Consider the following 22,295-nt stretch of genomic DNA (forward strand, 5'->3'; position numbering starts at 1 on the left):
GTCTGCGGAGCGCACGGCCGCTCAGCGGCACCAGCACTCAACCGCGCGACCGCGGGCGGCTCCGACCCCGTCCCAGGAGGACACCATGGACTTCGTTTCGATCCGCATCATCACCGGCGACGTCGCACGCCTGGTCGAGTTCTACGAACGCGCCACGCAGGTACGGGCGGAGTGGGCCACCGAGGACTTCGCCGAGCTCCGGACCGCGGGCGCCACCCTCGCGATCGCGGGCACCCGCACCGTCCCGCTGTTCGCCCCGGGCTCCGCCCGCCCGGCCGCCAACCAGAGCGTCATCACCGAGTTCCTCGTCGACGACGTGGACCGCGTCCACCGCGACCTGACCGGATTCGTCACGGACTTCGTCACCGAGCCCACCACGATGCCCTGGGGCAACCGCTCCCTGCTGCTCCGCGACCCCGACGGCAACCTCGTCAACTTCTTCACGCCCGTCACCCCGGCGGCCATCGCGAAGTTCACCCGCTGACGGGGCACCCCGCCGCTACGCCTTCCCCGCCCGCCGAAGCAGGTCTTCGTCACCCGCGGCGCCCGCAGCACCGACGGCCGCCGCGCCGCGGGGCTCGCCGGTGTCCGTGCCCAGCCCCGCGAGCAGGCGCAGTCCGTCCTCGGCGGGGCTGCCGGGGGCCGCGGACAGCACCAGCAGCTCGATGCCCGGCTCGTCCGGCAGCGCGAAGTTCTCCTGGTGCAGTTCCAGCGGTCCGACCAGGGGGTGCCGGTACGCCTTGCGCCCGTGGGTGCGGGCGCGGACGTCCGCGCGGGCCCAGAGGCGGCGGAAGCGCTCGCTGCCCATCGCCAACTCGCCGATGAGCGAGGCCAGTCGGGGGTCGTCGGGGTACTGGCCGGCGGCCAGCCGCAGGTGCCCGACCACGTCGAGGGTGCAGTTCTCCCAGTCGGCGTAGAGGCCGCGGTCGGCCTCCTCCAGGAAGATGTGCCGGGCGGTGTTCAGGCCCGGCATCGGGCGGCCGAGGAGGAGTCCGGCGAGGCGGTTCCCGGCGAGGACGTCCAGGCGGTGGTTCATGATCAGCGCGGGTGCGCCGGCCACCAGGTCGAGGACGCGCAGCAGTTCCGGCCGGACCCGGCTGCCCGGCGCCGTCGCGCGGCGGCGGCGCTGCCGTGCGAGGCGGTAGAGGTGCCCGCGTTCGGTCTCGTCGAGGTCGAGGACGCGGGCGAGCGCGTCGAGGACCTGCTCGGAGGGCTGGGTCGCGCGGCCCTGCTCCAGGCGTACGTAGTAGTCGACGCTGACGCCGGACAGGTGCGCGACCTCCTCGCGGCGCAGCCCCGCGACCCGGCGGCGGCTGTCGGTGGGGATGCCGACGGTGGCCGGATCGACCCGGGAACGCCTGGTCCCTAGGAAGCCCGCGAGATCGTCCATGCCCCTCAGTATGGCCGCGGCGGGCGCCCGTACGGCCGGCTCGGGTGCCCGTGAGGGTGGCCCTGCCGGTACCAGGAAGTCCGGTCCGACGGAAGCGGCGCCCCTGAACGCCGGGCGCCGCGGCGTCCAGGATCAGAGGCATCCGATCCGAAGGAGTCCCCCGTGAAGACGCTGATCGTCCACGCCCACCCGGAGCCGAAGTCGCTCAACAGCTCGCTGAAGGACCTCGCGGTGTCCACCCTGGAGACCGCCGGGCACGAGGTACGGGTGAGCGACCTGTACGCGATGAACTGGAAGGCGGTCGTGGACGCCGCGGACTACGGCCCCGAGGCCTCGAGTCCGCTGAAGGTCGCCCTGGACTCGGGCCGGGCCTTCGAGGCCGGCACGCTCTCCCCGGACGTCCGCGCCGAGCAGGAGAAGCTGCTGTGGGCCGACACGATCGTCTTCCAGTTCCCGCTGTGGTGGTACACGATGCCCGCGATCCTCAAGGGGTGGGTGGACCGGGTGTTCACCTACCGCTTCGCGTACGGCGTCGGCGAGCACAGCGCCACCAGGTACGGCGACCGCTTCGGCGAGGGCACCCTCGCGGGCCGGCGGGCGCTGCTGTCGGTGACCGTCGGCGGCCCGGAGTCGCACTACGCCGCTCGCGGGATCAGCGGCCCCATCGACGATCTGCTGTTCCCGTTCCAGCACGGCGTCCTCTACTACCCGGGCATCGAGGTGCTGCCGCCGTTCGTGCTGTACGGCAGCGACCGGATGACCGACGAGGACTACCCGGCCGTCGCCCGGGCCTGGGAGCAGCGCCTGCTCACCCTGGAGTCGACCGAGCCGATCGCGTTCCGGCGGCAGAACTTCGGCGACTACGAGATCCCCTCGCTGCACCTGAAGGAGGGGCTGGAGCCCGCGGGCCGCACGGGGTTCGGGCTGCACGTGCGCGGCTGAGGGCGGTCGACTCGGTCCACCGACTCGGTCTGTCGGCTCGGTCCATCAACTCTGCCTGTCGGCTCGGTCCACCGACTCGGACGGTCGGCTCGGTCTGCTACTTCAGTCCGCCGGCTGGGTCGGACAACCCAGTCCGGCGGCTGGGTCGAGCAACCCAGTCCATCGGCTGGGTCGAACGACAAAGTCCATCGGCTGGGTTGAACAACCCAGTTCTCCGACTCAGTCCGCCGGCGACCGCTCCGTGGGCCCCCGGCGCCGCGGGCCCCGGGCGGGACCGCCCCGCTGCTCGTACGTCCACACCGCCAGCTGCGTGCGCGAGGCGAGCCCCAGCTTGCCCAGGATGCGTTCGACGTGGTTCTCCGCGGTCCGCTGCGCGATCGTGAGGCGCGCCGCGATGTCCTTGTTGGTGAGGCCCTCGGCGACCAGTTCCGCGACCTGGCTCTCGCGCTTCGTCAGTCCCGGGACCCCGGCCGGGTCGTCGAGGACGTGGGCCATCGCCTCGTCCACGGTGGCGCGAGCTCCGCGGCGGAACTCCCGGTCGAAGGCGGCCGCGCCCAACGCCTCCCGTACCGCGGCGTCCAGGCGCAGGTGCTGGGTGCGCATGAACGGCGCCGCGCCGAGCCGCCCGCCCAGTGACTCCCACAACAGGTGCAGCACGCCCAGGAGCCGGGCAGTGCGCCGCGGGTCGTTCCGGGTGCTCCAGGCGATGACCTCCACGCACATGGCCACGTCCCACCAGTCCTGGAACGGGCGCAGCCGGGCGATGGCCGCCCTGGCGTGCGTGGTCGCGTCGGCGGGCGCGTCCGCGCGCAGGGCCAGCAGGGCGCGGGCGAGCAGGGCCATGCCGTGCAGCCATGACTCGCCGTGCGTGCGGGCGGCCGCCTCGACCTCGCCGCACGCCTCCTCGGCCACGGCGGCCTCGCCCCCGCAGGCGTGCGCGATGGCGAACTTGACCCGGCACTCGAGGGCCGCGTCGAGGCAGCCCAGCGCGCGGAACTCGGTGCGCGCCCGCGCGAACAGTTCGGCGGCGCTCGCGTAGTCCTCGCGCCAGACGGCGAGGATCCCGTGGTGGTGCCACACCCACGCCGACTCCTGCCGGTGGCCGCCCTGTTCGGCCGCCGCCTCGCACGCGGCGAGCGCCTGCCGTACGTCGGCGTCCGGGTCGCCCTGCAGGATGCGCAGGTACGTGTCGGTGACCCGGGCGTGGACACGGACGGCGGCATCCGGGCCCGCTGTGCCGTCACCGTCGGCGTCACCGCCGTCCTGCGCGTGGTCGGCGGCGAGCAGCTGCGACAGCCAGTGGCGCCCCTCGGAGAGCAGGCCCGCGGTCATCCAGTAGTGCCGGGGCGACACGGCCAGGGCCAGACCGGCCCGCGCCTGCCCGGGCCGCTCCAGGCAGAACCCCAGGGCGGCGCGCAGGTTCGGGTGGTCCAGGCGAAGGCGCGTGAACCAGTCGACCTGCCGGGGCCCGAACCACTCCCGCCCTGCTCGTGCGGTCAGTTCGGCGTACCGGTCCCGGTGACGGCCGCGCAGGGCGTCGAGCGAGCCGGACGCGGCCAGCCGCTGGTGCCCGTACTCCCGTACCGTCTCCAGCATGTGGTAGCGCGAACGTCCCTGCACGTGGCGGCAGTTGACGATCGACCGGGCCACCAGGCCGTCGAGGGCGTCGAGCAGGGCGGCGGGCGGCAGTTCGGCGTCCGCGCAGACCCGTTCGAGGCTCTCCAGGTCGAAGCCGCCGCGGAACACCGAGGCCCGCGCCCAGAGCAACCGCTCGCGCCCCGTGCACAGTTCGTGGCTCCAGTCGATCAACGCGCGCAGGGTGCGCTGCCGGTCGGCGGCGACGCTGCTCCCGCCGGTGAGCAGCGCGAACCGGTCCGTGAGCCGCTCCAGGATCTCCTGCGGCGTCAGGCTCCGGATGCGGGCGGCGGCCAGTTCGATCGCGAAGGGCAGCCCGTCCAGGCGGCGGACGAGCTCGGCGACGGCTGCGGCGTCCGGCCTGGTCAGGGTGAAGCCGGGCAGCACGGCGGCGGCCCGGTCGACGAACAGCGCGACGGCCGGATTGCCGTTCAGGTCGCGCAGGCCGTGACCCGCCCGCGCGTCCGGCACCGGCAACGGCTCCACGGGGAAGACCTGTTCGCCCGCGATGCCGAGCGGCTGCCGGCTCGTCGCCAGGACGCGCAGTCCGGGCGCGGCCCGCAGCAGCGCGTCGGTGAGGCGGGCGCACGCGTCGACCAGGTGCTCGCAGTTGTCCAGGACCAGCAGGGCGCGCCGCTCGCGCAGCCGGGCGGCGAGGACGGCCGCCGCGTCGGCGCCGGGGTGCCCCGGATTCGCCACGTCGAGGGTGCCGAGGACGCTCGACGCGAGCAGCTCCGGGTCCCGGAGGTCGGCGAGTTCGGCGACGTACACGCCGTCGGGGAAGGCGGAGCGCGCCGCGTCCGCCGCCACGCGCAGCGCCAGCCGGGTCTTGCCCACACCTCCGGTGCCGCTGAGCGTCACCAGACGCGCGCCGGACAGCAGCCGGGCGATCCGGGCCGTGTCCGCCCGCCGCCCGATCAGCGGCGTCAGTTCGGCGTCGAAGCCGCCGAGGCCGGCGAACGTCCCCGCGGCTGCCCCCGTTCCCATGGGTGGTCATCCTACGGACGCGCGCTGACGGTACCGGCACGGAAAGCGTGCGGGAATTGAGTAGTTCTCCCGTTGTCCCCCGCACGCACCCGCCCGAGACTCGACGACGCGGTATCGGACGGCTATGCGAGGTGTGTGGTGACGGCAGGCACGGCGGCGGGGTCGGAGCGGAGCGGGCGGCTGCTGGGGCAGCGGGTGTGGACCTACCAGGGGGCCTACGTACGCAGGCCGACGACCGCGCTGGTCGTGCTCCTTATCCTGTTCGGCGTGCTGTGCTCGCTCGTCGGCAAGTACTACGACGAGGACTCCTCGTTCCGCCTCGCGTTCTGGGCCCTGCCCGTGGCGGCCCTGGGGTGCCTCGCCCTGTGCGTGCGGCACGCCCGGATCCGGATCCGGGAGTACGAGCACGGCTTCGAGCTGCGCCGGCCGGGGCGCCGCACGCTGCGGTACGCGTGGCAGGAGATCGCCTCCGTCGAGTCGACCCGGGTGTCCGTCCACTTCAACTCGGCGCACTCGCACGACGTGCTCAAGACCGTGATCCGCCCCCACTCGGGCGGCCGGATCCGCCTCCGGGGCCTGGACTACATCAGGGTCCAGGAGGAGTGCGGCTTCTGGCGGATGATCACGAAGGCGCACCCCACCACCGGCGCGCGCTTCGTCTCGGACGCTACGCAGTCCGTCGCCGTGGCCCGTGCGCAACGCCTCCTGGACGAGCTCGGCGCGGGCGGGTCGTTCCGCTGGGGCGCCCTGACCTTCACCGCCGAGGGGATGACCCTCTCCCCGTTCCCCGCGCCGATCGCCTGGTCCCGGATCACACTCGTCTCCGCGCGCCCGGCGGACGGTGTCCGGCTCGACGTCCGGGGACTGGCCTCGCACGTCGGCAGCCGGGCCCTGTCGGGGCGCGCGGCGAAGGCGGGCTACCGCACCGAAGGGGACCGGCTGGAGGTGTTCGTGCCCGTCCGCCGCCCCGGATCGGACTACGTGGCGCTGAGCGTCCTGCTCGCCCACGGCGCCGCCCTGCGGAGCGGGCAGGACCAGGGACACGAGGGATAGCGAAGGCGGGCCGGGCCCCGGCCGGTCTACGGCCGGCGGCGGGTGGGCCCGGCCGGCAGGGCTTCGGCGGCGGCCGCCGCGACGGCCTCGGCGACCGTGGACAGGGCGGGCGAGTCCAGCTTCCACTGCTGCCAGTACAGGGGAACGTCCATCGGCCGGGCGGGTGCCAGCTCCACCAGCCGCCCGGACCGCAGCAGCGGCTCGGCCTGGGGTTCGGGCACGAGGCCCCAGCCGAGACCGGCGGCCACCGCGTCCCGGAACCCGTCCGAGGCGGGCACCAGGTGGCGGATCCGCCCGGCGCCCGACCGCCCCCGGGTGAGGGACCGGACGAACTCGTCCTGGAGCTCGTCGCGCCGGTCGAAGGCCACGGTGGGGGCCCGGCCCAGATCCTCAGCCAGGTCCCCGGTGAGATGACGGGCCGCGAACTCCGGTGTGGCCACGGCCAGGTAGCGGGCCAGCCCGAGCCGCCGCACGGTGCAGCCGGCCACCGGGTCGGGCGAGGAGGTGACGGCGGCCATCACCTGGCCCTCGCGCAGCAGGGCGGTGGTGTGGGCCTCGTCCTCCCGGTGGAGCTCGAAGCAGATCGGCGGGTCCTGCGGCACCCGGGTGAGCGCGGGCAGGAACCAGGTCGCGAGGGAGTCGGCGTTGACCGCGATCGGGACCCGGGCCGGGCCCTGCTCGGCCGCCAGGCCCAGTTCGGCGCGGGCGTCGCGTTCCAGCCGGGCGAGCTGGCGGGCGAACCGGACCACCACCTCGCCGGACTCGGTGGGCCGCACCGGCTTGGTGCGCATCAGCAGGACCCGACCGGTGCGCTGTTCCAGGGCCTTGACGCGCTGGCTGACGGCGGAGGGGGTCACGTGCAGGGCGGCGGCCGCGGCGTCGAAGGTGCCCTCGTCGACCACCGCGAGCAGGGTCCGGACCTGGTCCAGGGGAAGCTCGTCCATAAGTACGGCTAAGGTTACTTTAGAATCTTTAGCTGTACTCATCTATACGCGGTCCATACGGTCGGACCCATGACCAGCAGCACCATCGCCGCCGCCCTCGCCGGATTCGGTACCGGACTCTCCCTCATCGTGGCCATCGGGGCCCAGAACGCGTTCGTCCTGCGCCAGGGCGCCCGCCGGCACGCCGTCCTCGCGGTCGTCGCCATCTGCGCCGTCTCGGACGCGGCGCTGATCGCGCTCGGCGTGACGGGGGTGGGCACGGTGGTCACGGCCTGGCCGGCGGCGCTGACCGCGGTGGGCCTGGTCGGCGGGGCGTTCCTGCTCTGCTACGGCTTCCTGGCGGCCCGACGGGTGCTGCGCCCTGATCCGGCGGCCGCGCTCACCGGCGGCGGACCGGAGACCGGCTCCGTCCGGCGAGCGGTCCTCACCTGCCTGGCGATGACCTGGCTGAACCCGCACGTGTACCTCGACACCGTGCTCCTGCTGGGCTCGCTGGCCTCCGACCGCGGCGACCTGCGCTGGGCCTTCGGCGCGGGCGCGGCGCTGGCCAGCCTGTGCTGGTTCGCCGCCCTGGGCTTCGGCGCCCGGCTGCTGAGCGGCGTCCTGTCCCGGCCGAGGGCCTGGCGGGTGCTGGACGGACTGGTCGCGGCGACCATGCTGGCGATGGGCGGGATGCTCCTCGCCGGGGCGTAGGACGCCCTGACCCACCGGCCCCGGCTGCCACCCGCGTGGGTGGCCGGCCATGATGGCATCCGACCCGACCAGGCCGGATGCCACCATTCGTCCGACGCCGCGCGGACCCGCGGGCGTACGCGCGGGTTCACGACGCGGGGCCGGGGCCGTGCCCGGGGGTCAGGGCTGCTGCGGGTCGGTCCGCGGGTCGGTCCGCGGGCCGAACCGGCCCGTCAGCCGGACCGCCGCGAGGGCGACCGCGTACCCGACGGTGAACAGCACCACCAGGAACAGGACAGCGGTCGCGTTCATGACGTAGTAGCCCGTCAGCGTGGGGGCGACCACGGGCGGCACCCCCAGGACGACGGCCGTCAGGGCCGCCGAGCGGACCGTACGGGTGGTGCAGGCGACGGCCGCGCCGACGACCACCGGGGCGACGAGGGGGAATCCGGTCCGGAAGAACACTCCCTCCCCCGGGCCGGAGACCAGGACGAGGGCGACGTCCGAGGCCGTGGTGGCGAGCACGACCGCCCACGGTACGGCGGAGCGCGGTCGCGTGGTGCGGTCCGGCGGGGCGGCCAGCAGCACCAGGGCGTTGAGGGCGAACAGCACCGTGTCCGGGCCGACCAGACCGTAGGTCAGCGGGCCCCGCGCGTGCGCACCGGGCAGTTCGGGGCCGGCGAGCAGGACGAGCAGCGGGGCCACGACGGTGGCCGCCGCCAGGGCGCGGGCCGCCGTCCAACGGCCGGTCAGCGCCGCGACGGCCATCAGCACCGCCGGGACGAGCAGCGCCATCGTGGCGCCGAGCGACCCGACGCGCATCCCGCCGTCCGGGTCGGTGGCGGCCCGGACCGCCCAATAGAGGTGCACGGCCGCGTAGCCGCCGGCCAGTGCGGCGGCGAGCGGGGCCGCGGTGGCCAGGGCCCGGCCCGCCGGCCGGTGGGAGACCAGGCCGAGCCGGACCCGGACCCCGTGCCCCGCCACATCGGCCACCTCACGCAGAGCGGCGAGCGGACTCGCGGTTCGGACGCGGCGCTCGGCGTGATCGGCGACCTCCGCCAGCGCGTGGGTGCCGTAGGAGGCCGGGTAGAGGGCGAGGGCGCGGCGCAGCAGGTGGGTCGCCAGGCGGCCCTCCCTGCTCTGATCCTGGTGGTCCTGGTGATTCTGGTGGTCCTGGTGCACGGTCATGCCGGGCCTCCCGCGAGCCTGTTCCGGGTGATGGCGAGGCGGCGGTCGGCCTCGCGGAGGGCGGCCCGCAGCCGCCGGCTCTCGTCGGTGAGGGCCTGAGTGCCGGTCGGGGTGAGGGCGAAGACGCGGCGGGGTCGCCCGTCGACCGTCTCCTCCCGTTCGACCCGGATGAGGCCTTCGGCGAGCAGTCGGTCGAGCGTGCCGTACAGGCTTCCGGCGCCGAGCCGGACCCGGCCGTCGGAGATCGTGGCGACCTCGTCGCCGAGCGCGTAGCCGTGCCGGGGCTGGTCGGCGAGGGCGGTGAGCAGCAGGAAGGTGGGCTCCTGCATGGAGCGTTTCTTCGTCACGCCGATCACCATAGTACGGTCACCGTAGTGTCCGGAAGGGCGGGTGCCATCAAGGGAGATGAAGGGGCGACACACCACCCATCCCCCCTCCCCGGACCCTCCGGTGCAGGACCAACGCGCACCCGGGCAGCCGGTAAGGCTTGCCTTGCCATCGAGTCGGGCCCGCCTCTATGGTGAAGTCCTCAGAGGACCTGAAGACCTGGGGACCTGAGGACTACTTGGGGAGAGTGATCATGTCAGACCTCCATGCCCTGACGCTGGCCGAACAGGCGGCGGCGATCCGCGGGCGCACCGTCTCGCCGACCGAACTGGTCGACCACCACCTGCGCCGGATCGAGGAACTCGACGGCGTGCTCGGCGCCTACCGCACGGTCGACGCGCCCGGCGCCCGCCGGGCCGCCCGTGCGGCCGAGGCCCGGCTGGCCGCCGCCGGGGACGGCGCCGGGACCGGGAACGGCGCCGGGCTGCCGCCGCTGCTCGGCGTGCCGCTGTCGGTGAAGGACACCTGGCCGGTCGGCGGGCTCCCGTTCACCGCGGGCTCCGCCGCCTTCGACGACCGCACCGCTCCGCAGGACGCCGCCGTGGTCGGCGCCCTCCGGGCCGCGGGCGGCGTGCTGCTGGGCACCACCACGGCCGCCGAGTTCGGCTGCTCCGCCTACACGGAGACGGTCCACGCCACCGCGCGCAGCCCGTACGACCCCGGCCGCGGCGCCGGGGGTTCCAGCGGCGGGGCGGCCGCCTCGGTCTCCGCCGGCCTGGCCGCCGGGGCTCTGGGCAGCGACGGCGGCGGCTCGGTCCGGATCCCGGCCGCCGCCTGCGGCGTGGTCGGCCTCAAGCCCAGCCGGGGCCGGGTGACGACCGCCCCCGGCACGGACGCCTTCGGGCTGGCCACCGCCGGCCCGCTGGCCCGGACGGTACTGGACGCGGCTCTCCTGCTGGACGTCATGGCCGGCAGCGTCCCGGGCGACGGCAGCACCTTGCCCGCCTCCCCCGCCGGCCACTTCAGGGCCTGCGTCGAACGCGAGCCCGGCCCGCTGCGGATCGGCGTCCTGCCCCGGACGGACGGGTGGCACCCGGAGGCCGCGCTGGCCTCCCGCCGCACCGCCGACCTGCTCGCCGACCTCGGCCACCGGGTGGAGGAGGCCCCGCCGTTCGACCCCGCCGAGTACGTGCCGGACTTCACCGTGCTGTGGAGCGTGCTGGCCGCCGCCGTGCCCGTCCCGCCGGAGCGGGAGGACCGGCTGCTGCCGCTGACCCGCTGGCTGCGCGCCCGGGGCAACGAGCACAGCGCGGTCCGGCTGGCCTCGGCGATGGCCTCGCTGACCGCCACCGCCCGGACGATCTGCCACCGGTACGACCGCTTCGACGCGGTGCTGAGCCCCACGACGGACCAACCGCCGCTGCCGGTCGGGTCGTTGGCCGACCCGGACGCCCCGGAGCGGACCTACGCCCGGATGCTCGCCGTCACCCCGCGCACGCCGGTGGCGAACCTCACCGGCCGGCCGTCGATCAGCCTGCCGCTGCACTGGACCCCGGACGGACTGCCGATCGGCGTGATGCTGACCGCCCGGCTCCACCAGGAGGGCCTCCTGCTCTCCCTCGGCGCCCAGCTGGAACGGGCCCGGCCCTGGCACCACCACGCCGCCCGGCAGGCGGCCGTCCTGGAGCGGGCGACCGGGCAGAACACGGCGCGGCCCGAGCGGGGGACGCGGTGAAGCGCGGACAGCTGGCCTTCCTGACCGGCACCCACATCGTCAACGACCTCTACCAGGGCGCTGTCCCGGCCCTGCTGCCCTTCCTGATGTCCCAGCGGCACTACAGCTACACCGCCGTCTCCGGCATCGCCCTGGCCGCGAGCGGCCTGTCGAGCGTGGTCCAGCCGCTGTTCGGCCTGCTGGTCGACCGCCGCCCCCGCGGCTGGCTCATCCCGGCCGGCTTCCTCACCGCCGCGGCCGGGATCACCGGCGCCGCCCTCGCCGACAGCTACCCGCTGACCTGGCTCTTCGCCGCGCTGGCCGGCATCGGCATCGCCGCCTACCACCCGGCCGCCACCAACCAGGCCCGGGTCGCCGGCGGACAGTCCCAGCGGGCGATGAGCCTGTTCTCCGTCGGGGGCACCCTCGGCGCCTCGCTGGCACCGGCCCTGGTCACCCTCGTGGTCGGCGCGTACGGCCTGGGCGGCAGCTGGCTGCTGGCCGTCCCGGCGCTGGTGACGGCCCTGCTGTGGGCCGCGCAGGGCCGCTGGCTGCGGTACCGCGGCCACACCCCGGCGACCCCGGCCGCCGCCCGGGGTGCGGCGACGAGCGCCCACCGCGACGACTGGCGGGCGTTCGGACGCCTCGCCGCGACCACCGTCGCCTGGTCGATCCCCTACGTGACCGTCACCTCGATGCTCGCCCTCCACATCCAGCGCGACCTCCACGGCTCGACGGGAACCGGCGCCGCGGCGCTGACCCTGCTCACCCTGGCCGGGGCGGCCGGCACCCTGCTCGGCGGCTGGCTCGGCGACCGGCACGGACGGATGACCCCGATCCGCACCGGCTACCTGCTGGCCGTCCCCGCCCTGGCCGCCGTGGCCTTCGCACCCTCCGTCGCGGTCGCCATGGCCGGCGCGGTGGCGTTCGGGCTGGCCATGTTCCTGCCCTTCGCCCCGCAGGTGACACTCGCCCAGGACTACCTGCCCACCCGGCCCGGCACCGCCAGCGGGCTGACCCTCGGACTCGCCATGTCCGTGGGCGGCCTCGCCGCACCGGCGCTCGGCGGCCTGGCCGACGCCCACGGCCTGCGGACCGTCCTCGCCCTGGTCCTCGGCGTGCTGGCGCTCGGGCTCGGCTCCGCGCTGCGGCTGCGCGACCGCGTACTGCCGGAGGCGGGGCCGGAGCAGGGGCCGGAACCGGCCCCGGAACGGGTGAACGAGCAGGCCGCCACGGGTGCGGCACCCGGAGGACGATAGGGTCGTCCTCATGACTGTTCGCCCGGTACGCCATCGCTCACTGGTGGAGGAAGCCACGGCCGAGCTGCGCCGACTGATCGGCACGGGCGAGTGGCCGGTCGGCAGCAAACTGCCCGGTGAGGTGGAGCTGAGCCGACTCCTCGGAGTCGGCCGGACCACCTCCCGCGAGGCCGTCCGGGTGCTGATCGCCGACGGCCAGCTGCGCGCCCGTCAGGGCTCGGGCACGTACGTGGCCGCCGCCGCCCCGGTCTCGGAGTTCGACCGGGAGCTGCGGCGCTCGGAGGTCTTCGACGTGTACGAGGTCCGGGCGGCGCTGGAGGTGGAGGCGGGCCGGCTGGCCGCGCAGCGGCGCACCGAGGCGGACGTCGCCGCGCTCCGGGCGGCGCTGGCCGCCCGCGACGCGGCCGCCGACCCGGCCGAGCTCGTCGAGACCGACCTGGAACTGCACCGCCAGGTCGTCCGGGCGGCGCACAACCCGGTGCTCATCCGCCTCTTCGACTCCTTCGTCGACGCGCTGCGCGAAGCGGCCGGCCACGTGGTGGCCGACAACCGGCTCCACGACGGCGTCGAAGCGGAGGGCATCACCCACGCACACCGCACCCTGGTCGAGGCGATCGCCGCGGGCGACCCGGACGCCGCCGTCGCGGCGACCCAGGCCAACCTGGACCACACCCTCGACAGACTGCGCGCCACGGGCACCGGGCCGCGCTGAGCCGGCCGCACCCGCGCCCGACCGCCTCGGGCCCGGAAGGCCGGTGTCCGGTCGTGCTGTCGTTAGGCCCCCGGGTCCGGCGGTTCCTGCCGACAGGAGCCGCCGGACCCGTCCTCGTCGCCGAGCCGAACCTGGCTCCCCGCTGAGGAGTTGCCCACCGAGGCCAGGTAGGCGGCGGTCAGCTCGGGGGTGGCCAGCCAGGCGGCGTAGTCGCGCGCTTCGGCGTAGGTGTTGGCGAGCCTGCGGCCGACCTCCGGGTGTTCGGCGGCGGCCGCGAACACCCCCTGGAGGTGGTCCGGCACGGTCAGCATCGCGGCGGTGAACTCGACGCTGTGGCGAGCCTGTTGCTGCCAGAACCGCTCGGCGGTGCGGCACATCCAGTCGGCCGTGTACGGGGCGTCGCCGTGCTCCACGACGGCCCGGCGGTAGGCCTCGGCCGCCCGGGCGGCGTTGTTGGCGCCCTGTCCGGCGATCGGGTCGGTCACCACCACCGCGTCGCCGAGGCCCAGCACGTGGACGGCGTCCACGCCCGAGCCGAGCTCCGCCACCGCGCGCCGGACCACCGGGGTGACCGCGCCGAACAGCCCGGCCCCGGCGTCGGTCGGCTCGGCCTCCGTCCAGAGCTCCGCCTCCCAGGGCAGGTACTCGGCCAACAGCTCGCGGATCCGGGCCAGTTGGACGTCCGGCGGCGGGGCATCGCCGAACGCGTCCAGCGGTCCGCCGGGCAGCGCCTCCCAGAGCAGGATGTCGCAGGGGCCGGAGAGGGTGAGCGCCGGCTGCAGGTACAGCTCGCCGAGGCCGGGCAGGGCGTTCATCCGGGCCCTCGGCCCGCCGGCCGGGTCCGGCGAGCCGACGCCGTGCGCGTACAGGCAGGACAGGGCCCGCTGCGGCCCGTCGAACGGCGAGCGGACGGCGTCGCGTTCGAAGATCCCGGACAGGGCGCCGCGGCCGGCCGCGACCACGGTCAGCTCGTGCCGACGGGCCAGCTCGTGCAGCCCGCCGCGGTCCAGCGTGCGGTACTCGACCACGCCGCCGCGCTCGGCCAGCAGTTCCAGCCAGCCGGCCAGCTTGAGCCGCTGGTCCACCGACTGGGCGGGCTCGTCCAGCGTCATGGTGTACTCCAGCGCCCGCACGCCGGGGGGCGCCGCCAGCACCGCCTCCACCGAGGAGACGGCCGGTGCCCGCTCCGCCCAGAGGTCCAGCCCGGCCGCCGCCTCGATCCGCAGGGCGGGGCCGAACATCGCCTGGGTGGACAGCACCCGGCCGCCGCGCAGCTGCTCCGGGGTGCGCTCGGCGACCAGCGTCACCCGATACCCGTCCGCCACCAGCCCGAGCGCGAGTTGGAGGCCGGCCTGGCCCGCTCCGACGACGGCGATCCGGCGCACGCTGCCTCCTGGTGGTCTGTTGACGGTCCGTCAAGCAGGCACAGTAGTCGAGCGGGCGCGCTCCGGTCACCGGTGGCGGGCGCATCCGTTCGAAGGAGGCGGCGGCGTGCGGACCGCGCCGCCGCCCCGGTCGCCCGGGGTGCCCCGGGCCGGCTCAGCCGCGCAGGTGCGCGGTGAGCACCTCCACCACGTCGTGGGTCCGGTCGGCCAGGTAGAAGTGCCCGCCCTGGAAGACCCGCAGGTCGAAGGGGCCGGTGGTGTGCCGCTCCCACTGGCCGACCTGGTCGACGGTGGCGTGCGCGTCGGACTCCCCCGCCAGGGCGGTGATCGGCAGCGACACGGTCGCGTCCGGGGTGCTGCAGTAGGTCTCGACGGCCATGTAGTCGGCCCGCAGGCTCGGCAGGACCAGCTCGCGCAGGCCGGGCACGGCGAAGATCCGGTCGTCCGTGCCGCCGAGCGCGGAGATCTCGGCGAGCAGTTCGTCGTCCGGCAGCTGGTGGACCCTGGTCGTCCGGGGCAGCGAGGGCGCGCGGCCGGCCGAGACGACCAGCCGGTCCGGTCCCCGTACGCCGTCGCGCTCGAAGCAGCGGACCGTCTCGAAGGCGACGGCCGCGCCCATGCTGTGCCCGAAGAAGGTGAGCGGCCGGTCCGCCCACTCCCGCAGCTCCCGGGCGAGCTGCTCGGCGAGGCCGGTCACCGAGCCGATCGTCGGCTCGCCGATGCGGTTCTGCCGGCCCGGGTACTGGACGGCGAGCACATCGGCGTGCGGCGCCAGCGCGTTGGCGTACTCCAGGTAGTAGCTGGCCGAGCCGCCGGCGTGCGGGAAGATCACGATCCGGGCGGGCGCGGAGTCGGACGGGTTGAATCTGCGGAACCACGGATTCTCGACGACGGCGCTGCTGGACATGCGGGGTGCGACCTCTCTCCGTGACGGACTCTGCAGGCCCCAGTCTGGCAGTGCCGGGCCCCGCCGCGGGCGCGAAGTGACGATCATGACCCTCCGGCAGGCCGGTTCTCGCCGGTGCCCCGCCGGCCGCCCTCCGCGCTTGACTGCGCGACCGGGGCATCGACTGGATGCCCATCGCCGCGGAAGCGGTGCGCAGTGACCTGCTCTGCGGGGTCGGCCCGGACGGCCGTTGGCACGGCTGGTTCGAGGTCCGGGTCCACGCCGACGCCCTGCGGACGATCGGGCTGCACCCCGAGCAGGCGTCCGCGGTCGTCAACGGACCTTCCCCGCCCGGCTGGTGGCACGCCGAGGCCGAGCGCCGGGCCCGTCGGTGACGGCGGCCGCCGGCCCGGCTCAGCCCGCCGCGCCGAAGCGGACCGTCTCGGCGCGGGAGCGGGAGGCCGCGTCCAGCAGCAGGACGGACGAGGCCTCCGGGGTCGGCATCGGGCCGCCGGCGCGCACGTGCCGGGTGAAGGCGGCCAACAGCCGCTCCAGGCCGCGGCGGTGGCGGGCGAAGACCCGGCTGGAGGCGTGCCGGCCGCGGGCCCGCTGGCCGTCCAGCGCGGTGGCGGCGCCGACATCCAGCAGCACCAGGTGCAGTTCGCGGCCCCGGCGGGCCGCCTCCCGGGCGAGCCAGCGCCGCATCCAGGCGCGGCTGCCGCAGTCGTGCACCAGCAGCGGGCCGCCACCGCGCACCGAGGAGCGCAGCAGCCGGAAGTGCTCCAGCCGGGCCCACGGCCGGTACACCGCGTACGGCAGGGCGGCGGGCATCACGGCCTCGCAGGCCTCGTGCACCGTCCGCGGGTCCACGGCCCGGACCGCCGCACCGGACCAGCGCCGCAGCAGCGTGCTCTTCCCGGCCCCCGGCAGCCCGGACACCACCACGACGGCGTCGGCCGGGTAGGCGGTGACGAACCCCGCCCCGGCCTCGCCCCGCAGATCGACCACGCCGCGCGGCGCCACGACCGCATCCACCCCGCCGCCCACCAGTCCGAGCCCCCGTTCACGTCCGACCGGGAACCCTAACAACAACGCCCGGCCGGCCGCTCGGCGGATCCGGCCGGACCGGGCCTCGGCGTCGGGCGTACGCGCCTCATGGAGAGGAAGCGGGGGCGCCCTCCGGCCGGGGGCCGAGGGGACCCCGCAGGCCCGCACCGGTCCGTCGGCGCCTACCCGCACCCGTCGGTGCCCCTGGGCCCCCGGCGACCGCAGTGCACCCGTGGGCCCGCCGTCCACTAGGCTGACGAGCCGTCAGACAGGAGGACGGGCCATGGCGGAGGCGGCTCCGACGTACACCGCGCTGGTGCTGGACGGGCTCGCCCGCGATCCCGCCCGGGTGGCGCTCCGGTACGGGGACGAGGAGTGGACCGGGCAGCGCTGCCTGGACCTGGTGCACCGCGCCGCCCGCGCGCTGGAGCGGGCCGGGCTCGGGCGCGGGGACGGGGTGACGGTGCTGGCCGGGAACCGGCCGGAGGCGCTGCTGGTGCGGCTGGCCGCGAATCTGCTGGGCTGCCGGGTGGCGATGCCGTTCCCGGACGGGCCGGTCGCCGAGCAGGTGGCGCTGGCGGAGTTCGCCGGGACGTCCGCGCTGGTCTTCGACCCGGTCCGGTGCGCGGCGGCGGCCGACGGGGTCGCGCGGGCCGTGCCCTCGGCCGTCCTGCTCTCGCTGGGCCCGTCGCCGCTCGGGCTCGGCACGGACCTGCTGGACCTCGCCGCGGGCCGCTCCCCCGCCCCAATGGCACCCCGTTACCGGCCCGAGGACGTGATGGCGGTGCGGTTCACCGGCGGCACGACCGGGCGCCCGAAGGGCGTGCTGCGCCGCTTCGCCCGTCCGCCGCGCCCCCCGCTGCCGGCCGGCTCGGTCTTCCTGCTGTGCACCCCGCTCTGCCACGGCGGCGGCACCACGGCGGACCTGGCGCTGGCGGCGGGGGGCACGGTGGTGATGCAGGACGGGTTCGACGCCGGGGCCGTGCTGGCGGCGGTCGAGCGGCACCGGGTGTCCCGGATGTACCTGCCGCCGCACCTGCTGTACCGGCTGCTGGACCACCCGCTGCTGCCGACGACCGACACCGGCAGCCTGCGCCGGGTCGGGTACACCGGCTGCGCGCCCTCGCCGCGGCGGCTCGCCGAGGCGACCCGGCGGCTGGGCCGGGTGCTGCACCAGACCTACAGCCTGACGGAGTGCGGGCCGGTCTCCCGGCTGGGCCCGGACGAGCACCTGGCACTGCGGCTGCTGACCACTGCGGGCCGCCCGTACCCGGACACCGGGCTGCGCGTCCTGGACGAGGACGGCGCCGAGCTGCCGCCGGACCGGACCGGGGAGATCTGCGTCCGGACGCCGACCGCGATGGCCGGCTACTGGCGCGACCCGGAGCTGACCGGGCAGGTGCTCCGGGACGGCTGGCTGCACACCGGCGACCTGGGCAGCCTGGACGCGGCCGGCTATCTGACGGTGGCCGGGCGGCGGGACCCGATGGCGGTCGTCGAGGGGCACAATGTGTTCCCCCGCGAGATCGAGGAGCCACTGCGCACCCACCCGGAGGTCCGCGAGGCGGTGATGTTCACGACCACCGACCCGGACCGCCTGGAGCGGGTGCACGCCGCCGTCGCCCTCGTCCCCGGCTCGCGGCTGACGGCCGGGCAGCTGCACCGCTGGGCCCGGGCGCACGGCCTCGGCCGGTGCGCCCCTGACTCGCTCCTGCTGCTGCCCGCGATCCCGCTGAACGGCCTCGGGAAGCCGGACCTCGCCGCCCTGCGGGCCCAGGTGGACGCCGGGAGCGGACGGGCGGCCGCCACCGCGGGGGCGCGCGACGGGGTGTGACGCGCCCGACGAGTGCATCGAGCGCCTACGCGGGCGACCTCTCGTGCGCCACCCGGCGGGAAGAACCGTCCGTGGGCACTCGATCGTGCGGCCCGACCTGCCGATACATCCCCGGCAGCGCCGTGCACGTCGCTGTGGGCCGCACCGTCCCCCCAGGAGGCACTCCCTTGACCTGGCTACGCGTCCTGACCGCACTGGGCATCCTCGCCGTGGCGGCCAGTGCCCTGATCGTCTTCGCCCTCTGCACCGCCACCTCGCACGGCGAGCGCGCCGCGGAGGAGGCGCCGCCCGACCTCCGGGCGGACGCCGAGGGCAGCGGCCTCTTCCAGCGGATGGGCGGCGACAGCTGACGCCGCGCCGCCCACCGCCGGTCAGTGCCCGGCGATGTCGTCCGGCCGGACCTCGATGTGGTCGGCGGCGAGATCGACCGCCACCCGGTGCTCCATGCCGAGCGACTCCAGGAACTTGACCGGCAGCTGCACCCGGCCGCTGCGGTCCAGCATCACGTACTCGCGCTCGTTCACCGACTCCTCGCCGTGCTCGTCCGTCACGGTGCGGCGCAGCACCTCGCTGGCGGTCCGCCCGTCCCGGATCGCGACCGTGCGACGGACCTCGCCCGCGACCATCGGGTCGTGGGTGACGATCACGACGGTGGCGCCCAGTTCGCGGTTGACGGTGCGGAAGGACTCGAAGATGATCCCGGCGGTCTCCGAGTCCAGCTCGCCGGTGGGCTCGTCGGCGAGCAGCACCGGCGGGTTGTTGGCCATCGCCACCGCGATCGCCACCCGCTGCTGCTGGCCGCCGGAGAGCTCGTTGGGCTTGCGGTGGGCGAGCTCGCCGATCTCCAGCGCCTCCATCAGCTCCGCCACCCGGGCCGCTTGCTGCCGGGCCCCGCCGGCGCCCGAACGACGGCCGCGCAGCTGCATCGGCAGGGCGATGTTCTCGGCGGCGGTGAGGAAGGGCAGCAGGTTGCGGGCGGTCTGCTGCCAGATGAAGCCGACCACCTCGCGCCGGTAGCGCAGCCGCTCCTTGACCGACATCTCCAGCAGGTCGCAGCCGGCCACGGTGGCGGTGCCGGCGGTCGGCACGTCCAGCCCGGCGAGGATGGTGAGCAGCGTGGACTTGCCGCTGCCCGAGGCGCCGACCAGGGCGACCAGGTCGCCCTGGCGGATGGTCAGCTCCAGGCCCTGGAGCGCCTGGACCTCGACCCCCTCCGCGCTGAAGATCCGGACCAGCCGGTCGCAGACGATGGCCGCTCCCTCGCCGTACGCCTTGGGCGAGGCGGCGGCGAGGGCCCGCTGCTGGAGCTCCTGGAGGCTGGGGGCCTCGGTGACCGTCCGCTCCTGGGGAGTGCTCTTCACCGGTGGTCTCCTGTCTCGACTGTCTGCTTCATCGCACCGCTCTCCACTGTCCCGGCGGACCGGGCCGCTGTCACGGCCCGTGCACCGCCCCCGCCCGCCGCTCCCGGCGGGTCCGCCGCTATCCGTGCCGGCCTCATTGCCGTTCCCCCGCTCGCAGTTCGGTGGCGATCTGGCGCCGGCCGGCGACCAGGGTCTCCAGCACCACGCCGAGGCCGACCACCAGGGCCAGACCGGCGGTGGGCAGCAGCACCGGCAGCACCGCCGGGGCCAGGGTCTCGCCGACGGTGGCACCGACCAGCGCCGAGAGGTCGAAGGCGCCCCCGAGCAGGGCGACCGCGGCCAGCGCGACCAGCCCGCCGCCGACGGCCGCCGCCAGGGTCTGCGGCAGCGCCTCGGCGATGATCAGCACCAGGCCCTGCCGGGGCCGCAGGCCCATGGTGCGCAGCCGGGCGAGCACCGCCGTACGGTCCGGCGCGGCCCGCAGCAGCGTCAGCAGCACGGCCAGCAGGGCGAACCCGGCGGCGGCGAAGCCCGAGTACCAGAACAGCCGCCCGGCGGCGTGCTGCACCGGGTCGCCGGCCAGCTCGGCGATCTTCTCGCGGCTGCTGTGCACCACATAGCCGGGGGGCAGGCCGGCGGTGGTCTTCCCGGCCGCCGTGGCCTCCGCGTCGATCAGCTTGGCGACGCGCCCCAGGAGCTCGCCGCTGCCGATGGCGCGCTCCCGCAGCAGGGCGCGGACCCGGTCCGGATCGACGTCGCCGACGGCGAACCACTTGTTCACCCGGTTCGACCGCTTGAGCTCCGGCAGGTGCTCCGCGGCGGGGCTGGCCGGCACCACGACGAAGGGCTTGCCGGGGTCCGGGAAGGCGGGCGTGGCGGTGACGATCCCCGCGACGCTGGTGGCCATCTGGCTGCCGGAGGGCGTGCGCACCTGCGGTGCGCCCGAGTCCAGGTGCGCGGCCAGGTCCCGGCTGAACAGCGCGGGGACCGGGCCGTCCTTGCCGCCCGGGGCGGCGGTCAGCCTGGCCGGGTCGTACCCGCCGACCCCGACGGTGCGGGAGATCTCCGCGTAGGCCTCGGGCTCGACCACCACCAGGACGGCCTCGGCGGTCTCCCGGTCGGCGCCGACGAAGGTGGCCCGCTCCTCGATCCACGCGCCGGTCGCCGCCCGGACGCCGGGCAGTTCGCCGGCCGCCTTGGTGAAGGCCTCCGGCAGGTTGGCGTAGAGCGGGACGGAGACGGACACGTCGCCGCCGGTGGAGAGCCGCGCGGCACGCGCCCGGGAGTGGTCCACCGTGTCGAGCACGGTGGCCCCGAAGCCGGTGGCGGTGACGGCGATCAGCAGGGCGAGCAGCGGCAGCGCGGAGGGCCGCCGCCGGCCCGAGTTGTCGCGGGCGGCCCGGACCAGGCCGAGGAAGCCGACCAGGCCACGGCCGCGGCCGGCGAGTGCGGCCAGCCAGCCGACCACGACCGGCTCGATCCTCGCCAGCAGCAGGCCGCCGGAGACGGCGAGCAGCAGCGGGGCGGCCACCAGCAGCGGGTCGACGCCGCTACCGGGGTGGCCGACGCCGCGACGTCGGACCTCGGCCACGGCCGCGGCGGTGACGGCCAGCACGGCGAGTTCGCCGACCATCCGGCGCCAGCCGCCGGCCGCCCGCGGGCGCGCCCAGAGCAGCGCGGCCCGGACCGGGAAGACCAGGATCGCGAGCAGGGTCACGGCGAGCGCCAGCAGCACCGGGGTGCCCCAGCGCGGGGTGGGCAGCAGCACCAGCGCGAGGGCCGTCCCGAGCACGGCGGCGGGCAGCACGGTCACCGCGCCCTCGCCGAGCAGCCGCAGCAGCACTCCGGTGCGCGAGCCGCCGCGGGCCTGGAGCAGCCGGATCTCGGCCGTGCGCCGGTCCGTGCTGAGCGCCGCGGCCAGGCAGAGCACCACGACCGCGACGCCGGCGACACCGGCCGGCCCGATCGCGCCCAGCGGGGCCGCGGCCTGGTAGCGGGCGGTGGCCCGGGCGAGGACGTCCGGCATCAGCGAGGTGGCGTGCAGGTCGGCCCGGAGGGTGGCGTCGATCAGGGCGGTCATGCCGGGGCCGGCCGTGTACGAGCCGAGGACCTCGCGGGTGTGGTCGAGCTCGTCGGCGCGCAGCGAGCCGGGGTCCACGGGCAGCCGCCAGAAGTTCTGGCCGCTCGAACCCCAGCGGGCCAGCGCGGTCAGGCTGCCGCCGTCGACGAAGCCGCTGGTCCAGTACCACGCGTCCTCGCCCTTGACGCCCAGGCAGGCCCTGGACGGGCAGCCGAGTCCCTCCCAGAACGGGTCCTGGGGGTCGTTGACCCGGTAGAGGCCGGTCACGGTGGTGCGCAGCGCGACCGGTCCGTCGGTGCCGCTCTCGATGACGTCGCCGACCTTGATGTTGATGGCCTCGGCGGCCTGCTGGCTCAGCGCGATCGGCAGCGGGCCGTCGACCGGGGCGGGGCCCGGCCAGGTGCCCGCGGTCAGCGTCGCCCGGTCGGCGAGGCCGTGCAGGTAGAACAGGCCGAGCCCCGGGACGGCCCGGTCGGAGAGCCGGGTGAACCCCGGGTTGAACATCTTCCGCTCGGTCTTGATCCGGGTGCCGTGGACCTGCGCGGACGCGCTCAGCGGCAGCTGCCGTCCGATCTGCGCGTCGAACTTCCGCTGCAGGGCTTCGAGGGCGGCGCCGTCGTCGCCGGGGGCCAGCCCGGAGGTGACCTCCAGGTTGGTGACGTTGGTGCCCAGGCCGCGCGTGAACTCCTGGAGCGCGCTGTCCGCGTTCCGGTCCGCGATGCGCGGGAAGGCCGCCGCCAGGAAGACGGTGACGAGCGCGAGGGCCGCCGTGAGCAGCGCGGCCAGCGGCATCGCGCGCAGCCGGGTGCGGACCCAGGGCGCGGGCCGGTGGGCCCGCGCCGGTTCGGGCGCCGGCGGCGGCGCGGGGGTGGGCACGGT

The 22,295-nt window shown here is 75.7% G+C and carries 20 protein-coding genes; 10 read left to right on the top strand and 10 right to left on the bottom strand.

Features of this window, described 5'->3' with window-relative positions; all coding sequences use genetic code 11:
* Positions 1-85: 85 nt before the first annotated feature.
* A complete protein-coding gene (locus ACFU7Z_RS01395; RefSeq protein WP_380775195.1) occupies positions 86-484 on the top strand; it encodes a VOC family protein in 399 nt (132 codons plus the stop codon).
* Between the two features lie 15 nt (positions 485-499).
* Here ACFU7Z_RS01395 and ACFU7Z_RS01400 read toward each other — a convergent pair whose 3' ends face one another.
* Positions 500-1,390, bottom strand: a complete 891-nt coding sequence (locus tag ACFU7Z_RS01400) for a helix-turn-helix transcriptional regulator (protein ID WP_380775197.1) — start codon at positions 1,388-1,390, stop codon at positions 500-502.
* 162 nt (positions 1,391-1,552) lie between these two features.
* Between ACFU7Z_RS01400 and ACFU7Z_RS01405 the strand changes: the two genes are divergently transcribed.
* On the top strand, positions 1,553-2,332 hold the full coding sequence (locus tag ACFU7Z_RS01405) for an NAD(P)H-dependent oxidoreductase (protein ID WP_380775199.1): 780 nt from the start codon (positions 1,553-1,555) through the stop codon (positions 2,330-2,332).
* 219 nt (positions 2,333-2,551) lie between these two features.
* On the opposite strand, the gene ACFU7Z_RS01410 is transcribed toward ACFU7Z_RS01405, so the two are convergent.
* Positions 2,552-4,954, bottom strand: a complete 2,403-nt coding sequence (locus ACFU7Z_RS01410) for an ATP-binding protein (RefSeq protein ID WP_380775201.1) — start codon at positions 4,952-4,954, stop codon at positions 2,552-2,554.
* Positions 4,955-5,092: 138 nt separating this feature from the next.
* Between ACFU7Z_RS01410 and ACFU7Z_RS01415 the strand changes: the two genes are divergently transcribed.
* Positions 5,093-6,007: a hypothetical protein gene (locus ACFU7Z_RS01415; RefSeq protein ID WP_380775203.1), complete on the top strand. Its 915-nt coding sequence runs from the start codon at positions 5,093-5,095 to the stop codon at positions 6,005-6,007.
* Positions 6,008-6,033: 26 nt separating this feature from the next.
* Here the strand turns inward: ACFU7Z_RS01415 and ACFU7Z_RS01420 are convergent, their stop codons facing one another.
* On the bottom strand, positions 6,034-6,951 hold the full coding sequence (locus ACFU7Z_RS01420) for a LysR family transcriptional regulator ArgP (protein ID WP_380775205.1): 918 nt from the start codon (positions 6,949-6,951) through the stop codon (positions 6,034-6,036).
* A gap of 69 nt (positions 6,952-7,020) precedes the next feature.
* Between ACFU7Z_RS01420 and ACFU7Z_RS01425 the strand changes: the two genes are divergently transcribed.
* The gene (locus tag ACFU7Z_RS01425; RefSeq protein ID WP_049651185.1) at positions 7,021-7,644 is read left to right on the top strand and encodes a LysE/ArgO family amino acid transporter; all 624 of its coding nucleotides are present in this window, start codon (positions 7,021-7,023) and stop codon (positions 7,642-7,644) included.
* Between the two features lie 159 nt (positions 7,645-7,803).
* On the opposite strand, the gene ACFU7Z_RS01430 is transcribed toward ACFU7Z_RS01425, so the two are convergent.
* Together ACFU7Z_RS01430 and ACFU7Z_RS01435 are read right to left on the bottom strand one after the other, a co-directional pair.
* Entirely contained in the window at positions 7,804-8,811 is a 1,008-nt protein-coding gene (locus ACFU7Z_RS01430; RefSeq protein WP_380775207.1) for a hypothetical protein, read from the bottom strand.
* On the bottom strand, positions 8,808-9,140 hold the full coding sequence (locus ACFU7Z_RS01435) for a PadR family transcriptional regulator (RefSeq protein WP_380775225.1): 333 nt from the start codon (positions 9,138-9,140) through the stop codon (positions 8,808-8,810). The genes ACFU7Z_RS01430 and ACFU7Z_RS01435 overlap by 4 nt, the downstream gene beginning before the upstream one ends.
* Positions 9,141-9,391: 251 nt before the next feature.
* Between ACFU7Z_RS01435 and ACFU7Z_RS01440 the strand changes: the two genes are divergently transcribed.
* From ACFU7Z_RS01440 to ACFU7Z_RS01450, 3 genes are read left to right on the top strand one after another with little or no spacing between them, the layout of a single operon-like run.
* Positions 9,392-10,873, top strand: a complete 1,482-nt coding sequence (locus ACFU7Z_RS01440; RefSeq protein WP_380775209.1) for an amidase — start codon at positions 9,392-9,394, stop codon at positions 10,871-10,873.
* Complete coding sequence (locus ACFU7Z_RS01445) at positions 10,870-12,111, top strand: MFS transporter (protein ID WP_074003587.1); 1,242 nt, start codon at positions 10,870-10,872, stop codon at positions 12,109-12,111. The genes ACFU7Z_RS01440 and ACFU7Z_RS01445 overlap by 4 nt, the downstream gene beginning before the upstream one ends.
* Positions 12,112-12,121: 10 nt before the next feature.
* Entirely contained in the window at positions 12,122-12,823 is a 702-nt protein-coding gene (locus ACFU7Z_RS01450; protein ID WP_049657443.1) for a FadR/GntR family transcriptional regulator, read from the top strand.
* A gap of 62 nt (positions 12,824-12,885) precedes the next feature.
* Here the strand turns inward: ACFU7Z_RS01450 and ACFU7Z_RS01455 are convergent, their stop codons facing one another.
* Positions 12,886-14,208: a styrene monooxygenase/indole monooxygenase family protein gene (locus ACFU7Z_RS01455; RefSeq protein WP_380775212.1), complete on the bottom strand. Its 1,323-nt coding sequence runs from the start codon at positions 14,206-14,208 to the stop codon at positions 12,886-12,888.
* Positions 14,209-14,362: 154 nt separating this feature from the next.
* Positions 14,363-15,115: a thioesterase II family protein gene (locus tag ACFU7Z_RS01460; protein ID WP_049657441.1), complete on the bottom strand. Its 753-nt coding sequence runs from the start codon at positions 15,113-15,115 to the stop codon at positions 14,363-14,365.
* Positions 15,116-15,282: 167 nt separating this feature from the next.
* Between ACFU7Z_RS01460 and ACFU7Z_RS01465 the strand changes: the two genes are divergently transcribed.
* Entirely contained in the window at positions 15,283-15,489 is a 207-nt protein-coding gene (locus ACFU7Z_RS01465; protein WP_380775214.1) for a hypothetical protein, read from the top strand.
* Positions 15,490-15,508: 19 nt separating this feature from the next.
* Here ACFU7Z_RS01465 and ACFU7Z_RS01470 read toward each other — a convergent pair whose 3' ends face one another.
* Positions 15,509-16,129, bottom strand: a complete 621-nt coding sequence (locus tag ACFU7Z_RS01470; RefSeq protein WP_380775216.1) for an AAA family ATPase — start codon at positions 16,127-16,129, stop codon at positions 15,509-15,511.
* Between the two features lie 295 nt (positions 16,130-16,424).
* Between ACFU7Z_RS01470 and ACFU7Z_RS01475 the strand changes: the two genes are divergently transcribed.
* Together ACFU7Z_RS01475 and ACFU7Z_RS01480 are read left to right on the top strand one after the other, a co-directional pair.
* Positions 16,425-17,975, top strand: a complete 1,551-nt coding sequence (locus tag ACFU7Z_RS01475; protein WP_380775219.1) for an AMP-binding protein — start codon at positions 16,425-16,427, stop codon at positions 17,973-17,975.
* 167 nt (positions 17,976-18,142) lie between these two features.
* Positions 18,143-18,325, top strand: a complete 183-nt coding sequence (locus ACFU7Z_RS01480; RefSeq protein WP_380775221.1) for a hypothetical protein — start codon at positions 18,143-18,145, stop codon at positions 18,323-18,325.
* A 21-nt stretch (positions 18,326-18,346) separates the two neighbouring features.
* Here ACFU7Z_RS01480 and ACFU7Z_RS01485 read toward each other — a convergent pair whose 3' ends face one another.
* Together ACFU7Z_RS01485 and ACFU7Z_RS01490 are read right to left on the bottom strand one after the other, a co-directional pair.
* Positions 18,347-19,336, bottom strand: a complete 990-nt coding sequence (locus ACFU7Z_RS01485; protein ID WP_049658967.1) for an ABC transporter ATP-binding protein — start codon at positions 19,334-19,336, stop codon at positions 18,347-18,349.
* A 133-nt stretch (positions 19,337-19,469) separates the two neighbouring features.
* Positions 19,470-22,295 (bottom strand): hypothetical protein (locus ACFU7Z_RS01490; RefSeq protein WP_380775223.1); only part of this gene is annotated, 2,826 nt, incomplete at its 5' end.

This window comes from Kitasatospora sp. NPDC057518 (assembly GCF_042802075.1).
In the GTDB taxonomy this organism is placed as follows: domain Bacteria; phylum Actinomycetota; class Actinomycetes; order Streptomycetales; family Streptomycetaceae; genus Kitasatospora.

What these genes read in the sequence shown, in the direction of transcription:
- ACFU7Z_RS01410 (WP_380775201.1), bottom strand. Translation starts at nt 4,954, where the DNA reads ATGGGAACGGGGGCAGCCGCGGGGACGTTCGCCGGCCTCGGCGGCTTC.
- ACFU7Z_RS01435 (WP_380775225.1), bottom strand. Translation starts at nt 9,140, where the DNA reads ATGCAGGAGCCCACCTTCCTGCTGCTCACCGCCCTCGCCGACCAGCCC.
- ACFU7Z_RS01460 (WP_049657441.1), bottom strand. Translation starts at nt 15,115, where the DNA reads ATGTCCAGCAGCGCCGTCGTCGAGAATCCGTGGTTCCGCAGATTCAAC.
- ACFU7Z_RS01400 (WP_380775197.1), bottom strand. Translation starts at nt 1,390, where the DNA reads ATGGACGATCTCGCGGGCTTCCTAGGGACCAGGCGTTCCCGGGTCGAT.
- ACFU7Z_RS01425 (WP_049651185.1), top strand. Translation starts at nt 7,021, where the DNA reads ATGACCAGCAGCACCATCGCCGCCGCCCTCGCCGGATTCGGTACCGGA.
- ACFU7Z_RS01475 (WP_380775219.1), top strand. Translation starts at nt 16,425, where the DNA reads ATGGCGGAGGCGGCTCCGACGTACACCGCGCTGGTGCTGGACGGGCTC.
- ACFU7Z_RS01430 (WP_380775207.1), bottom strand. Translation starts at nt 8,811, where the DNA reads ATGACCGTGCACCAGGACCACCAGAATCACCAGGACCACCAGGATCAG.
- ACFU7Z_RS01450 (WP_049657443.1), top strand. Translation starts at nt 12,122, where the DNA reads ATGACTGTTCGCCCGGTACGCCATCGCTCACTGGTGGAGGAAGCCACG.
- ACFU7Z_RS01440 (WP_380775209.1), top strand. Translation starts at nt 9,392, where the DNA reads ATGTCAGACCTCCATGCCCTGACGCTGGCCGAACAGGCGGCGGCGATC.
- ACFU7Z_RS01465 (WP_380775214.1), top strand. Translation starts at nt 15,283, where the DNA reads ATGCCCATCGCCGCGGAAGCGGTGCGCAGTGACCTGCTCTGCGGGGTC.
- ACFU7Z_RS01395 (WP_380775195.1), top strand. Translation starts at nt 86, where the DNA reads ATGGACTTCGTTTCGATCCGCATCATCACCGGCGACGTCGCACGCCTG.
- ACFU7Z_RS01420 (WP_380775205.1), bottom strand. Translation starts at nt 6,951, where the DNA reads ATGGACGAGCTTCCCCTGGACCAGGTCCGGACCCTGCTCGCGGTGGTC.